Annotated in this window: 14 protein-coding genes; 9 read left to right on the forward strand and 5 right to left on the reverse strand. The window is 65.0% G+C overall.

The features are described from left to right. Positions 1-13: 13 nt before the first annotated feature. Positions 14-412, reverse strand: coding sequence for a DUF3060 domain-containing protein (locus tag SLQ31_RS17950; protein ID WP_319435084.1), 399 nt, complete (start codon positions 410-412; stop codon positions 14-16). A gap of 173 nt (positions 413-585) precedes the next feature. Here SLQ31_RS17950 and SLQ31_RS17955 point away from each other — a divergent pair, with 173 nt between their 5' ends. The 9 genes from SLQ31_RS17955 (at position 586) to SLQ31_RS17995 (ending at position 10,591) form a co-directional block, all read left to right on the forward strand. Then, on the forward strand, positions 586-1,224 hold the full coding sequence (locus SLQ31_RS17955) for a TetR/AcrR family transcriptional regulator (protein WP_319435086.1): 639 nt from the start codon (positions 586-588) through the stop codon (positions 1,222-1,224). Between the two features lie 334 nt (positions 1,225-1,558). Further along, the gene (gene rpsL, locus SLQ31_RS17960) at positions 1,559-1,933 is read left to right on the forward strand and encodes a 30S ribosomal protein S12 (RefSeq protein WP_319435088.1); all 375 of its coding nucleotides are present in this window, start codon (positions 1,559-1,561) and stop codon (positions 1,931-1,933) included. Beyond that, positions 1,933-2,403, forward strand: a complete 471-nt coding sequence (gene rpsG, locus SLQ31_RS17965) for a 30S ribosomal protein S7 (RefSeq protein WP_155916076.1) — start codon at positions 1,933-1,935, stop codon at positions 2,401-2,403. The genes rpsL and rpsG overlap by 1 nt, the downstream gene beginning before the upstream one ends. Positions 2,404-2,484: 81 nt before the next feature. Beyond that, on the forward strand, positions 2,485-4,587 hold the full coding sequence (gene fusA, locus SLQ31_RS17970; RefSeq protein WP_319435091.1) for an elongation factor G: 2,103 nt from the start codon (positions 2,485-2,487) through the stop codon (positions 4,585-4,587). Between the two features lie 87 nt (positions 4,588-4,674). After that, entirely contained in the window at positions 4,675-5,865 is a 1,191-nt protein-coding gene (gene tuf, locus SLQ31_RS17975) for an elongation factor Tu (RefSeq protein WP_319435093.1), read from the forward strand. Between the two features lie 148 nt (positions 5,866-6,013). Next, on the forward strand, positions 6,014-6,862 hold the full coding sequence (locus SLQ31_RS17980) for an SHOCT domain-containing protein (protein ID WP_319435095.1): 849 nt from the start codon (positions 6,014-6,016) through the stop codon (positions 6,860-6,862). Between the two features lie 81 nt (positions 6,863-6,943). Beyond that, on the forward strand, positions 6,944-8,386 hold the full coding sequence (locus tag SLQ31_RS17985) for a basic amino acid/polyamine antiporter (protein ID WP_319435097.1): 1,443 nt from the start codon (positions 6,944-6,946) through the stop codon (positions 8,384-8,386). A gap of 15 nt (positions 8,387-8,401) precedes the next feature. Then, a complete protein-coding gene (gene arcA / locus SLQ31_RS17990) occupies positions 8,402-9,649 on the forward strand; it encodes an arginine deiminase (RefSeq protein ID WP_319435098.1) in 1,248 nt (415 codons plus the stop codon). Between the two features lie 87 nt (positions 9,650-9,736). After that, complete coding sequence (locus SLQ31_RS17995; RefSeq protein WP_319435099.1) at positions 9,737-10,591, forward strand: mycofactocin-coupled SDR family oxidoreductase; 855 nt, start codon at positions 9,737-9,739, stop codon at positions 10,589-10,591. Here the strand turns inward: SLQ31_RS17995 and SLQ31_RS18000 are convergent. From SLQ31_RS18000 to ddaH, 4 genes are read right to left on the reverse strand one after another with little or no spacing between them, the layout of a single operon-like run. Continuing rightward, positions 10,588-11,469 (reverse strand): universal stress protein, encoded by an 882-nt coding sequence (locus SLQ31_RS18000; protein WP_319435101.1) that lies wholly within the window; start codon positions 11,467-11,469, stop codon positions 10,588-10,590. The genes SLQ31_RS17995 and SLQ31_RS18000 overlap by 4 nt on opposite strands. Continuing rightward, on the reverse strand, positions 11,466-12,962 hold the full coding sequence (locus tag SLQ31_RS18005; protein WP_319435103.1) for an amino acid permease: 1,497 nt from the start codon (positions 12,960-12,962) through the stop codon (positions 11,466-11,468). Before SLQ31_RS18005 ends, SLQ31_RS18000 begins: the two co-directional genes overlap by 4 nt. A 32-nt stretch (positions 12,963-12,994) precedes the next feature. Further along, a complete protein-coding gene (gene rocD, locus SLQ31_RS18010; protein ID WP_319435105.1) occupies positions 12,995-14,239 on the reverse strand; it encodes an ornithine--oxo-acid transaminase in 1,245 nt (414 codons plus the stop codon). Beyond that, positions 14,236-15,081, reverse strand: coding sequence for a dimethylargininase (gene ddaH / locus SLQ31_RS18015; protein ID WP_319435107.1), 846 nt, complete (start codon positions 15,079-15,081; stop codon positions 14,236-14,238). Before ddaH ends, rocD begins: the two co-directional genes overlap by 4 nt. Between the last annotated feature and the right edge of the window lie 71 nt (positions 15,082-15,152).

The following is a 15,152-nucleotide window of genomic DNA, read 5'->3' on the forward strand; positions in this document are numbered from 1 at the left end:
CTCCTGCCCGCCGTCAGCTCTTGTTGAGGGTGTTGCCCGACCCGAGGTTGTTGACCTTCGGTTCGCCCTTGTAGTTGATGGTGTTGTTGAGGCCGACGACGGAGAGTTCCTTGTCGATCTTGTCGAAGGTGATTTTGTTGTCCGCGCCGCCGATGTTCACCGCCGCGCAGGTGCCTTTCACCGTCAGGGTGTTGTTCGAACCGCCGACGTTGAGCGACTTGCCGTCGGCGCAGTCGATCTCGGCGGTGGTACCGAACGAGCCGTAGTTGATGGTGTTGCCCACTTCCACCTGGGCCCCCGTCTTTCCGGCAGTGGCCGTCGGGGAGTTGGTGTCGTTGCTGGCGGATCCGCAACCCGCCAGGGTGAGGGCGGCGAGCACGCCGATGCCGGCGATGAGAGTGGGGGAGTGCATCCAGACCGTCCTTTGGGCCTACGCCGGAACGCGGTCGATCCGGTTCGTCTTTCCTACGACGTTATCCGCGACGGCGGCGATGCCTAACTTTCCACCCCAACCCGAGTTGGAGCCTGCGTCTCTGCCCCTGGGTCAACTAGAGTTCTTCGTCGATCACCATTGAAGGGTTTGTGATGACAATTCAGCCGGAACCGGACTCGGCGGGTGGCCGGCCGCGTCCTGGCACCCGGCCTGCGACGAGGTCAGCCAAACTCAGTCGCGAGGTCATCGTCAACGCGGCGCTGACGTTCCTGGATCGCGACGGCTGGGACGGACTCACCATCAACGCCCTGGCCACGCAGCTGGGCACCAAGGGCCCGTCGCTGTACAACCACGTGCACAGCCTGGAAGACCTGCGTCGCACTGTTCGCATGCACGTCATCGACGACATTCTGCAGATGCTGTCCGCCGTCGGGCAGGGCCGCGTGCGCGACGACGCCGTGATGGCGATGGCCAGCGCCTACCGCAGCTACGCCCACCACCACCCGGGCCGCTATTCGGCGTTCACCCGCATGCCGCTGGGCGGTGACGACCCGGAGTACACCGCCGCCTCGCACGCCGCCGCGGCTCCGGTCATCGAGGTGCTGACCTCCTACGGCCTGGGTGGCGACGACGCGTTCTACTCCGCGCTGGAGTTCTGGGCGGCGCTGCACGGGTTCGTGCTGCTGGAGATGACCGGCGTGATGGACAACGTCGACACCGACCTGGTGTTCTCCGACATGGTGCTGCGGCTGGCCACGGGCATGGCGCGGCGAAATAGCGCGCTCAGCTGAGCCCGTCATGGGCCGCCGTAGCGGCACCCGCGAACCGGGCCGTCGGGAACCGGCGCCGACATTCAGGCGTTGACCTGCAGTAAGGCGTCGTGCTCCGAGTTTGGAGGGGCGTGCCGCGCCTGGTATCGTGGGAGCTCGTGCCTGGCCAATAAGGGGCGCAAGCGGGTTCGCATGCGCGCACGCCGGGCCAATTCGCATGTCCAGTATGCATCGGATTTTTTCTGGTGCGCAGTGTGTGCGACACGCCCGGCAGCGGGGTACGCGGCGGGGCGAAAACAGCAGTACAGAGACTTGAAAACCGCCGAAAGACGGACGAGAGATAGAAAGCCGGTAGATGCCAACCATTCAGCAGCTGGTCCGCAAGGGTCGCCGCGACAAGCTCGCCAAGGTGAAGACCGCGGCCCTCAAGGGCAGCCCGCAGCGCCGTGGCGTGTGCACTCGCGTGTACACGACCACGCCGAAGAAGCCGAACTCGGCGCTTCGTAAGGTCGCACGCGTGAAGCTGACCAGCCAGGTCGAGGTCACCGCCTATATCCCCGGTGAGGGCCACAACCTGCAGGAGCACTCGATGGTGCTGGTGCGCGGTGGTCGAGTGAAGGACCTCCCCGGCGTTCGCTACAAGATCATCCGCGGCTCGCTGGACACCCAAGGTGTGAAGGCCCGCAAGCAGGCGCGCAGCAAGTACGGCGCGAAGAAGGAGAAGAGCTAATGCCGCGCAAGGGTCCCGCTCCCAAGCGTCCTCTCGTCAACGACCCGGTCTACGGGTCGCAGCTGGTCACCCAGCTGGTCAACAAAGTGCTGCTGGACGGGAAGAAATCGCTGGCCGAACGCATTGTTTACGGTGCGCTCGAACAGGCTCGCGACAAGACCGGCACCGATCCGGTCGTCACCCTGAAGCGCGCGCTCGACAACGTCAAGCCCGCCCTTGAGGTGCGCAGCCGTCGTGTCGGCGGTGCCACCTATCAGGTCCCCGTCGAGGTGCGCCCGGAGCGCTCCACCACGCTGGCCCTGCGCTGGCTGGTCAGCTTCTCCAAGGCGCGTCGCGAGAAGACCATGGTCGAACGGCTGGCCAACGAGATCATGGATGCCAGCAATGGCCTGGGTGCCGCCGTCAAACGACGTGAAGACACCCACAAGATGGCCGAGGCGAACCGGGCCTTCGCGCACTACCGCTGGTGATTGCACTGGCCGGCTGCATCCGCAGCGGCCTGGGCGCAATGACTACACCGAACTGAGAACCGAAAGAGTGGGAATTTAGCCGTGGCACAGGACGTGCTGACTGACCTGAACAAGGTCCGCAACATCGGCATCATGGCGCACATCGATGCCGGCAAGACGACGACGACCGAGCGCATCCTCTACTACACCGGTATCAGCTACAAGATCGGTGAGGTGCACGACGGTGCCGCCACGATGGACTGGATGGAGCAGGAGCAGGAGCGGGGTATCACGATCACCTCGGCTGCCACGACGTGCTTCTGGAACGGCAACCAGATCAACATCATCGACACCCCGGGCCACGTCGACTTCACCGTCGAGGTAGAGCGCTCGCTGCGCGTGCTCGACGGTGCCGTTGCCGTCTTCGACGGCAAAGAGGGTGTCGAGCCGCAGTCCGAGCAGGTCTGGCGGCAGGCCGACAAGTACGACGTCCCCCGCATCTGTTTCGTCAACAAGATGGACAAGATCGGCGCGGACTTCTACTTCTCGGTGAAGACCATGGAGGACCGGCTCGGTGCCACCGTCATCCCGATTCAGATCCCGATCGGCTCCGAGGGTGACTTCGAGGGCGTCGTCGACCTGGTCGAGATGAATGCCAAGGTGTGGCGCGGCGAGACCAAGCTCGGTGAGACCTACGAGACCATCGAGATCCCGGCCGATCTGCAGGAGAAGGCGGGCGAGTACCGCACCAAGCTGCTAGAAGCCGTCGCCGAGACCGACGAGGCGCTGCTGGAGAAGTATTTCGGTGGCGAGGAACTCTCGATCGAGGAGATCAAGGGCGCGCTGCGCAAGCTGACCATCACCTCGTCGGCGTACCTGGTGCTGTGCGGTAGCGCGTTCAAGAACAAGGGCGTGCAGCCCATGCTCGACGCGGTCATCGACTACCTGCCGTCGCCGCTGGACGTGCCGGCCGCCGTGGGTCACGCCCCCGGCAAGGAGGACGTCGAGGTCATCCGCAAGCCGTCGACCGATGAGCCGTTCTCGGGTCTGGCCTTCAAGGTGGCCACGCACCCGTTCTTCGGCAAGCTCACCTACGTCCGGGTGTACTCGGGCAAGGTCGACTCCGGCGCCCAGGTCATCAACGCGACCAAGGGCAAGAAGGAGCGGCTGGGCAAGCTGTTCCAGATGCACTCCAACAAGGAGAACCCGGTCGAGACGGCCTCCGCTGGTCACATCTACGCCGTGATCGGACTGAAGGACACCACCACCGGTGACACCCTGTCGGATCTGAGCCAGCAGGTCGTGCTGGAATCGATGACCTTCCCGGATCCCGTTATCCAGGTCGCCATCGAGCCCAAGACCAAGAGCGACCAGGAAAAGCTGTCCCTGGCCATCCAAAAGCTGGCCGAGGAAGACCCGACCTTCAAGGTCAACCAGGATCACGAAACCGGCCAGACCATCATCGGCGGTATGGGCGAGCTTCACCTCGACATCCTGGTCGACCGCATGCGTCGCGAGTTCAAGGTCGAGGCCAACGTCGGCAAGCCGCAGGTCGCCTACAAGGAGACCATCAAGCGCAAGGTCGAAAAGGTCGAGTTCACCCACAAGAAGCAGACGGGTGGCTCCGGCCAGTTCGCGAAGGTGCTCGTCAGCATCGAGCCGTTCACCGGCGAGGACGGCGCGACCTACGAGTTCGAGAACAAGGTCTCCGGTGGCCGCATCCCGCGCGAGTACATCCCGTCGGTGGATGCCGGTGCGCAGGACGCCATGCAGTACGGCGTGCTGGCCGGCTACCCGCTGGTGAACGTCAAGCTCACCTTGCTCGACGGTGCGTACCACGACGTCGACTCGTCGGAGATGGCGTTCAAGATCGCCGGTTCTCAGGTGCTGAAGAAGGCTGCCGCGCAAGCGCAGCCGACCATCCTGGAACCGATCATGGCCGTCGAGGTCACCACACCCGAGGACTACATGGGTGACGTGATCGGCGACCTGAACTCCCGCCGTGGTCAGATCCAGGCCATGGAGGAGCGCAGTGGTGCGCGCGTCGTCAAGGCGCAGGTTCCGCTGTCGGAGATGTTCGGCTATGTCGGCGACCTTCGGTCGAGGACGCAGGGCCGGGCGAACTACTCGATGGTGTTCGACTCGTACGCCGAAGTTCCGGCGAATGTGTCGAAGGAGATCATCGCGAAGGCAACGGGCCAATAACGGGTCTGTAGGCTGATCCGTCGGCCAGCACAACTGAAAACATCAAAACTGCTTAGCAAGCACCAACAAGTCCAGGAGGACACAGAAGTGGCGAAGGCGAAGTTCGAGCGGACGAAGCCGCACGTCAACATCGGGACCATCGGTCACGTTGACCACGGCAAGACCACGCTTACTGCAGCAATCACGAAGGTTCTGCACGATAAGTACCCGACGCTGAACGAGTCGCGTGCATTCGACCAGATCGACAATGCGCCCGAAGAGCGTGCGCGTGGCATCACGATCAACATCTCGCATGTTGAGTACCAGACCGAGAAGCGTCACTACGCGCACGTCGACGCCCCCGGCCACGCGGACTACATCAAGAACATGATCACCGGTGCCGCCCAGATGGACGGCGCAATCCTGGTGGTCGCCGCCACCGACGGTCCGATGCCGCAGACCCGTGAGCACGTGCTGCTCGCCCGCCAGGTCGGCGTCCCCTACATCCTGGTCGCGCTGAACAAGGCCGACATGGTCGACGACGAAGAGCTCCTGGAGCTCGTCGAGCTGGAGGTCCGCGAACTGCTGGCCGCTCAGGAATTCGACGAGGACGCCCCCGTCATTCAGGTGTCGGCGCTCAAGGCCCTCGAGGGTGACCCGAAGTGGGTCAAGGCCGTCGAGGATCTGATGGACGCCGTCGACGAGTCGATCCCGGACCCGGTCCGCGACACCGACAAGCCGTTCCTGATGCCCGTCGAGGACGTCTTCACGATCACCGGCCGCGGCACCGTGGTCACCGGTCGTGTCGAGCGTGGCGTGGTCAACGTGAACGAGGAAGTCGAGATCGTCGGCATCAAGCCGACCGTCACGAAGACCACGGTCACCGGTGTTGAGATGTTCCGCAAGCTGCTCGATCAGGGCCAGGCGGGCGACAACGTCGGCCTGCTGGTCCGTGGTGTCAAGCGTGAAGATGTCGAGCGTGGCCAGGTTGTGGTCAAGCCCGGCACCACCACGCCGCACACCGAGTTCGACGGCAGCGTCTACATCCTGTCCAAGGACGAAGGCGGCCGTCACACGCCGTTCTTCAACAACTACCGCCCGCAGTTCTACTTCCGCACCACGGACGTGACCGGCGTTGTGACCCTCCCCGAGGGCACCGAGATGGTGATGCCCGGTGACAACACCGACATCTCCGTCAAGCTGATCCAGCCCGTCGCGATGGACGAGGGCCTGCGTTTCGCGATCCGTGAAGGTGGCCGTACCGTCGGCGCCGGCCGGGTCACCAAGATCCACAAGTGATCTGAACTAGTACCGCGAAGCGGCGCTCACCTTCGGGTGGGCGCCGCTTTTCGTTGTTCTCGGCAAGGAAATTTGGGATCGGTAGTGCCAGGACGGTGCGCTAGTCTTCAGCCGAAAGCACTGGTCAAAGGCGGCAAGGAGTGGCGACATGTTGGGGCGGTATCTCAAAGCACAATTGACAGTGCTGCTGTTCGGCGGCCTGGTCGGTCCGATCTTTCTCATCGTGTACTTCGCGCTCGGCCCGGTCGCGCGACCCTATATCGGGTGGATGTTCTGGGTCGGTCTGCTCATCACCGCCGGCGATGTGCTGCTCGCGCTGTGGCTGACGAACGCCGGGGTGAAATCGGCGGCGCGGCATGACGAACTCAGCCAGCGCGGTGTTCTGGTGCTGGCGCAGATCACCGGAATCTCGGACACGTCCTGGTTCGTCAACGATCAGCAGATGATCAAGGTGAACCTGCACTTCGATGTGCCCGGGTATCAGGGGTTCGACACCCAGGAGACCATGGCCTCCAGCCCGACCCGCATGCAGATCCTCAACGCGCACAAGTTGGTGGCCCTCGTCGAGCCGGGCACGCAGAAGTACGAAATCGATTGGAACGCCAGCGCTTTGATCGCCGGGGTGGTGCCGGCGCAGTTCACCCTCGCCGAGGACAACACGACCTACGACCTCCGGGGCCAGGCCGGGCCGCTGATGGAGATCATGCAGATCCTGCGGGCCAACAACGTTCCGATGAACGGCACCATCGACATTCGGTCCAATCCGGTTGTGCGCCAGCAGGTGATGGCCGTCGTCCGCCGGGCCGGCGCGGGACACCCCGCCGCTGCGGCTCCTGCCGCGCCGCCCCCCGCGGCGTACGTGCCGCCCCCGATGCCTGCGATGCCGGAAGTCTCCACCGCGCAGCGACTGCAGGAGCTCGAGACATTGCGTGCCACCGGCGCGATCACCGAGGCCGAGTACACCGCGAAGCGGCAGGAGATCATCGCTGGGCTGTAAGCGCATCGGCCATCCGCCCGTTTGGGTGACGCAACGGCGCTAGCATGACGTGAGCCGGCGGGACCAGCGAAGGAGCTGCCGATGGCGTCCACGGAGTCACCGCCGCAGGCCGACGGAAAAGTCAGCCTGCCCACCCTGACCGCCATGGTGGTCGGGTCCATGATCGGCTCGGGCGTCTTCCTGCTGCCCCGGCGCTTCGGAGTCGAGACCGGTGTGCTCGGCGCCCTCATCGCCTGGGCGATCGCGGGCAGCGGAATGCTGATGCTGGCCTTTGTCTTCCAGCGACTGGCCACCCGCAAACCAGAACTTGACGCGGGCATCTTCGCGTACGCCAAGGCAGGCTTCGGCGACTACGTCGGCTTCAATTCGGCGTTCGGGTTCTGGGCTTCGGCCTGCGCAGGCAACACCTCCTACTGGGTGCTGATCATGGCCACCACCGCCGCGTTGTTCCCCGGCCTCGGTACCGGCGACACCCTGCTGGCCGTCGTCATCTCCTCGATCGGGGTCTGGCTGTTCTGCTTTCTGATCCTGCGCGGGGTCAAAGAGGCGGCGATCATCAACCGGATCGCCACCGTCGCGAAGGTCGTCCCGATCCTGGTGTTCATCGTCATCGCCGTGATCGCCTTCAAAGGCGGTGTCTTCGCGAAGAACTTCTGGGGCGGCGACAGTGCCTCGTACTCCTCGGTATTCGAACAAGCCAAGGGCACGATGCTCATCACCGTGTTCGTCTTCCTAGGTATCGAAGGTGCCAGCGTGTACTCGCGCTTCGCGCGCAAACGCGAGGACGTCGGGCGTGCCACCATCATCGGCTTCCTGAGCGTGCTGAGCGTCTTCATGCTCGTCACCCTGGTGTCCTACGGCATTCTCCCGCAGCAGGAATTGGCCCAGGTCTACCAGCCATCGATGGCGTCCGTCCTGGAAAGTATTGTGGGACATTGGGGTTCGGTGTTTATCCGGGCCGGCGTGATCGTCTCGGTGCTGGGCGCCTACCTGGCGTGGACATTGATGGCCGCCGAAATCCTGTATCTACCAGCAAAATCCGACGATATGCCGCGCTTCCTGGCCCGCACCAACTCCCACGGCGCACCGGTCACCGCGCTCGTCATGGCCGGCGGCATGGTTCAGCTGCTCCTCATCGTGCTGCTGTTCACCTCCGACGCACTGAATTTCATGCTCGACCTGACCGCGGCGCTTTCGCTGATTCCGTATCTGTTGGCCGCCGCGTATGCGCTGAAACTGACGATCACCCGCGAGACCTACGACAACGGGGCCCCGCGATTCGGCGACATGACGGTGGCCGTAGTGGCCACGGTGTACACGCTCTTCCTGGTCTACGCGGCTGGGATGGATCACCTGATGCTCTCCTGCATCCTGTACGCCCCTGGGGCGATCCTGTACGTGATCGCCCGGCGCGAACGCGGACTCCGGGTGTTCCGCCCGGCAGAGGCGGTCCTGTTCGCCGTCATCGTTGTCGGTGCCATCGCCGGGGTGGTCTCGCTGGCCAACGGTGCGATCGAGCTCTAGCGAAAGGAAGTGTCGATGACGTCGCCATCCACGTCGTACGGCGTGCATTCCGAAGTAGGAACGCTGCGCAAGGTTCTGGTGTGTTCGCCGGGCCTGGCCCACGAACGATTGACTCCGACCAACTGCGACGATCTGCTCTTCGATGACGTGCTGTGGGTGCAGAACGCCCGCCGTGACCACTTCGACTTCATGGACAAGATGCGCGACCGTGGTGTCGACGTCGTCGAGCTGCACAGCCTGCTCGCCGAGACGATGGACATTCCGGAGGCTCGCACCTGGCTGCTCGACCGCAAGATCGTCGCCAACGAAGTGGGGCTGGGGCTGGTCGACGAGACCAGGAGCTTACTCAACGAGCTGCCCGCCCGGCGGCTGACCGAGTTCCTGATCGGCGGCCTGTCCACCCGCGACCTGCCCGCCGACCTCGGCAAGGGGTACCGTGCGCTGGCCCGCGAGCACGCCGGAATCACCGAATACCTGATGCCGCCACTGCCGAACACCCTGTACACCCGCGATACCACGTGCTGGATCTATTCCGGCGTGACGCTGAACCCGCTGTTCTGGCCGGCCCGCCACGACGAGACGTTGTTGATGAAGGCCATCTACGAATTTCATCCCGACTTCGTCGGCTCGACGATCTGGTGGGGTGATCCCGAGAAGTCTTGGGGGATGGCCACTATCGAGGGTGGTGATGTACTGGTGCCGGGTAATGGAGTGGTGCTGATCGGCATGAGCGAACGTACGTCGCGCCAAGCCATCACCCAGGTCGCGGCCACGCTGTTCGCCAACGGCGCGGCCGAGAAGGTGGTCGTGGCGGGAATGCCCAAGCTGCGCGCCGCCATGCACCTCGACACGGTGTTCACGTTTGCCGATCGCGACGTGGTGACGATCTACCCCGAGATTGTGGACAACATCCAGGCTTTCACGCTGGTGCCCAGCGATTCCGCATCGGGGCTCGACGTCATCGAGGAGACCAAGCCGTTCGTGGAGGTCGTCGCGGCATCTCTGGGCCTCGGCGCTCTCCGGGTGGTCGAGACCGGCGGCACCGCCTATGACTCCGAGCGCCAGCAGTGGGACAGCGGCAACAACCTGGTGGCCGTCGAGCCGGGAGTGGTGTTCGCCTACGACCGCAACACCCACACCAATTCACTGCTGCGCAAGGCCGGGGTCGAAGTCATCACGATCGTCGGTGCCGAGCTGGGCCGCGGACGCGGCGGAGGTCACTGCATGACCTGCCCGATCATCCGAGACTCAGTCGCCTACTGAGCAGACTCACGCACCGCCTCCGGTGGTTCCTAGAACACGTTCCAGTTGGCTTGCTAGCCTGGCGGGAGCTGATCGAAAGGACCATTGATGACAACATCGTCGGGGACGCTTGAAGGACGAGTGGCATTCGTGACCGGGGCCGCCCGCGGCCAGGGTCGGGCCCACGCCGTACGGCTGGCCCGAGAGGGCGCCGACGTCATCGTCTCCGACATCTGCGCACCGGTCAGCGACACGATTCCCTATCCCGGCACCACCCCCGAGGACCTGCGCGAGACGGTGCAGTTGGTTGAGGCGCAGGGCCGCAAGGCGCTGGCCCGCGAGCTCGACATCCGTGACGACGCTGCGTTGCGCCAGCTGGTGGCCGATGGTGTCGAGCAGTTCGGGCGCCTCGACATCCTGGTCGCCAACGCCGGTGTGCTGTCCTGGGGCCGGCTGTGGGAGCTGACCGACGACCAATGGAACACCGTCATCGACGTCAACCTCACCGGTACCTGGCGCACATTGCGTGCCGTCGTGCCGGCGATAATCGAGGCCGGCAACGGCGGTTCCATCATCGTGGTGAGCTCGTCGGCGGGCGTGAAGGCCACGCCGGGCAATAGCCACTACGCCGCCTCCAAGCACGGACTGACCGCGCTCACGAATTCCCTTGCGCTGGAAGTCGGTGAGTACGGCATTCGGGTCAACTCCATCCACCCGTACTCGGTGGCCACCCCGATGACCGAAAACGACGCCATGATGGGTGTTTTCGCCGCGCACCCCAGTTTCCTGCACGGTTTCGCACCGATGCCCTATCTACCGACCGGCAAGGGCGCGACCGGCAAGATGACCGATTTCATGCATGTCGACGAGGTCGCCGATGTGGTGGTCTGGCTGGCCGGCGACAATTCGGCCACGCTGTCCGGGTCGCAGATCAATGTCGACCGCGGGGTGATGAAGTACTAACCCGGTAGCACCAGCACCGGAACGGGGCTGTGCCGCATGATCTTCGACCCGCGTGAGCCTAGGAACACCCGCGCGACGCCGCCGCGTGGGGACGTACCGAGCGCCAGCAGCTCGCCGTCCTCCCAGTCGGCAGCATCGAGAGCCTGATCCCAGCCGTTGCCGCTGACCACCTGAAGCTGCGCGTTCTCACCCACCACACCGTCGGCGCGTAGTTGGGCGAGTGCCTCGCGAGCCTGCGTTTCCCAGGCGGCCAGGATCGAATCTTCCGCGTGCAGGCCGACTTCCGGCGGATACATGGTGCGGCCACGCACCGCAAAGGTGATCACCCGCAACGGCACCTCGAACTGGTCGGCGAGCCCGGCGATCCGTTTGACCACGTCCAGCGACTCCGGCGTGCCCGGGTAGGCGCAGGTGATGCGGCTCAGCACCGGAGTGCGAGCGGCACGGTAGCCGCGCGGGGCGATCGCCACCGGCACCGGTGCGGAGTGCAGCAGCCGGTCGGCTGTTGAGCCCACCACCACCTGGCCGAGCTGGCCGTTGGCCGACGAGCCCAGCACCAACAACTCGGCGCCCAGTTCCTCGACCACCTCGACGAGGCCGCCGGACACGGAGCGGTGGGATTGGCTGCGGTAGGCGACGTCGACGCCGTCGGACAGTGTGGCCAGATAACGTTGTGCTTCCCTGGCGGAGTCCGCAGCGAGTTGGTCTGCCCAGGCGGCGTATTCGGCGTCGATGCGGGCCGGGGATGGCGTGGTCCACGGCTTGGGCACCACGGTGGCCACGGTCAGCGAGCTGCGCAGCGTGCGCGCCGCACCGAGGGCCAGGTTCAGCGGCGCGCTTCCGCTCTTACCGGCGAGGTAGCCGACCACCACCGTCATGAGGGACCCTGTGGCGGCTTGATGACCTCGACAGTCTCGACTCCCGTTGCGGCACTGGAGATCACACCGTCACCGCCGTCGTTGAGCGCGCTGTGGTGCCTGCCCCAGGCGAAGTAGAACACCAGCACCACCGCAACCCAGCCGGAGAACGCGACCCAGGTGTACCAATGCAGGCTGTAGAGGATGTAGGCGCAGGCCAGCACCGACAGCACCGGGGTCACGGGATAGCCGGGCACCTTGAACCCGCGCGGTAGGTCGGGCTCACGCACCCGCAGCAGGATCACGCCGACCGAGACGACGATGAACGCGACCAGGGTGCCGATCGACACCATGCCGGCCAGGTAATCCAGTGGGACCACGCCGGCCAGGATGCCGACCACGATCGCCACGACGATGGTGTTGCTGACCGGTGTCATGCTGCGCGGGTTGACCTTGGCGAACATCGAGGGCAGCAATCCGTCCCGCCCCATGGCGAACAAGATGCGGGTCTGCCCGTACAGCGTCACGAGCGTCACCGAGAAGATCGAGATCACCGCGCCGCCCGCCAAGACCGTGCCCCAGTACTGAGCACCGGTGACGTTGTCCAGGATGGTGGCCAGCCCAGCTTCCTGGCCCTCGAAACCGGTCCAATCCTGCGCGCCGAGCGCGGCGACGGTGACCAGGATGTACACGAATGAGACGGTGATCAGCGCGGCGAGGATCGCGCGCGGCATGGTCTTCTGCGGATTCTTGACCTCGTCGCCGGCGGTGGAGACCGCGTCAAGGCCGATGTAGGAGAAGAAGATGGTCCCGGCGGCCGAGCCGATGCCCGCGGCGCCCAGTGGCGCGAAGTCGGCGAAGCGGTCCACATCGAAAGCGGTGAACGCGATCACCGAGAACATCACGAGCACGCCGAGCTTGATCAGCACCATGATGGTGTTCACCTTGGCGGACTCGCTGGCGCCGCGGATCAGCAACAGCGCGCACATGGCGACCAGGAACACCGCGGGCAGGTTGATAATCCCGGGCGTGGAATCCCATGGTGCCGCGGAAATCGCTTGCGGCAGATGATGTCCGAAGAAGTTGTCGAGGAGTTTGTTGACGTACTGACTCCAGCCGACGGCTACCGCGGCGGTGGACACCCCGTATTCGAGGAGCAGGCAGGCGGCCACTCCCATCGCGACGACTTCGCCGAGTGTCGTGTACGCGTAGGAATAGGTGGAGCCCGAAACCGGGACCGCCGACGCCAATTCGGCGTAACAGACGGCTGCCAGGCCGGCAGCGATGCCGGCGATGATGAACGAGACGACAACGCCGGGTCCGGCCTCCGGAACCGCCTGGGAGAGCACGAAGAAGATACCGGTGCCCACGGTGGCACCCACGCCGAACATGGTCAGCTGGAACGTGCCAATGGTTCGTTTCAGGTGATCGGAGGCGCCGTGTGCGACTGGGGCGCCGAGGACAGGCCGCCTGCGCAGCATCTGTTCAGTCAGAGCGATCGACGGTGCAGGCATGGCGCCTCCTGAAGTCGGGCGAGATTAGCCGATTATGTGCCTGCTCCGGCCAGTACGCTGGCGAACTGCTCAACCGCCCAGTCGATCTCCTCGGCGGTGATCACCAGTGGTGGAGCGAATCGCAACGTCGAGCCGTGAGTGTCCTTCACCAGCACGCCGCGTTCGGCCAGCGCGATGCTGAACTGCTTGCCGGTCCCCAGGCGGGGGTCGATGTCGACGCCGGCCCACAGGCCCATGCCGCGTACCGCGAGCACACCATGGCCGATCAGCGACCGCAGCCGAGCATGCAGATGCAGCCCGAGTTCGGCTGAGCGGGACTGGAATTCACCGCGCTGCAGAATACGGATCACGGTGGAGCCGATGGCCGCGGCCAGTGGGTTACCGCCGAACGTCGAACCGTGCTCACCCGGGTGAAGCACGTCGAGGACGTCACGGTTGGCGACGACGGCCGACAACGGAACGACACCACCGCCGAGGGCCTTGCCGAGCAGATAGACATCCGGCACCACGCCCCAGTGGTCGCAGGCGAAGGTGTGACCGGTGCGGGCCAGGCCGGACTGGATCTCGTCGGCGATCAGCAGCACATTGCGCCGGGTGCACAGCTGGCGCAGCCGGGGCAGGTAATCGTCGGGCGGGACGATGATTCCGGCCTCGCCCTGGATCGGCTCGATGAGGACCGCGACCGTGTTGTCGTCGATGGCGGCCGTGACGGCGTCGGCGTCCCCGAACGGTACGGATCGGAATCCGGGTGTGAAGGGCCCGAATCCGCCGCGGGCGGTGGCATCGGAGGAGAAGCTGACGATGCTGATCGTGCGGCCGTGGAAGTTGTTGTCCGCCACAATGATGTTGGCCATATCGTGGGGGACACCCTTGACGTCGGCGCCCCATTTACGGGCGACCTTGAGGCCGCTCTCCACCGCCTCGGCGCCGCTGTTCATCGGCAGCACCATGTCTTTACCGCACAGCGCGGCCAGCGCCGCGCAGAACGGGCCGAGCTGATCGGAATGGAACGCCCGGCTGACCAGGGTCACCGCATCGAGCTGGCGATGGGCGGCGGCGACGATCTCGTCGTTGTGGTGGCCGAAGTTGACCGCCGAATAGGCGGCCAGGCAGTCCAGGTAGCGGTGTCCTTCCACGTCGGTGATCCACGCTCCGCGGGCACTGGCGGCCACCACCGGAAGCGGCGAATAGTTGTGCGCGGCGTAGGTGTTGTCGAGTGCGATGGCCGCTGTAGTTGACCCTGCGGTGGCTTCCCTTGTGGTGTCGGCCATGGTCATGGAAACACCTCCAGCGTGCAACATTTCACCGAGCCGCCGCCCTTGAGCAGCTCGGAGAGGTCGACGCCGATGGGGTGGAAGCCAGCGTGGTAGAGCTGCGTGGCGAAACCGGCGGCCTGGGCGGGGTGTACGACGTGCTTGCCGTCGGACACCGCGTTGAGGCCAAGGACATAGGCGTCGGTGCTCGCCACCTCGATGGCGTCCGGGAAAAGGCCGTGCAGCCGGGCGCGGGCAGCGGCGGTGAAGGCCGGCGGGTAGTAGGCGATCGTGGTGTCGTCGAGCACGGTCAAAGCGGTATCGAGGTGGTAGAAGCGCGGATCGACGAGCTCCAGGGAGACCACCGGCATGCCGGTGATGGCGGCCACCTCGGCATGGGCCTGCGGGTGAGTGCGAAAACCCGTGCCGGCCAGGATCGTTGATCCGACGACTAGGAGATCGCCCTGCCCCTCGTTGACGTGGCGGGTGGCGACGGGGTCGTGCCCGTGCTCGCCCATCCATGCGGCGTAGGCGACCGATTCGCCGTGTCGTTCGATGTGCTTGAACCGGGCGACGATCGCGGTGCCGTTGATGATCAGACCGGCGTTGGCGGCATAGACCATGTCGGGCAGGCCGGGGACCGGCTCGACGACGTCAACGGTGTGGCCGAGCTGGCGGTAGGTGTCCCGCAGGTCCTCCCACTGGGCGACGGCACGGTCGACGTCGACCGGGGCGCTGGTGTCCATCCATGGGTTGATGGCGTACTCGACGGCAAAAAACGTCGGCGGGGTCATGGCGTAGTGGCGAAGTCGCTGGCTGCGCGGTGTCCTCGTTGACTCGGCGGCGACATCTGTGGATATCGTCATGAAAGTAACGATAGAAGCCGCCCTTCGCGCAATCAATCGATCTCTATTGCGCGTCTATAATCGATTCGTTG

Origin of the sequence: Mycobacterium sp. RTGN5 (genome assembly GCF_033804465.1) — a bacterium.
Classification (GTDB): Bacteria; Actinomycetota; Actinomycetes; order Mycobacteriales; family Mycobacteriaceae; genus Mycobacterium.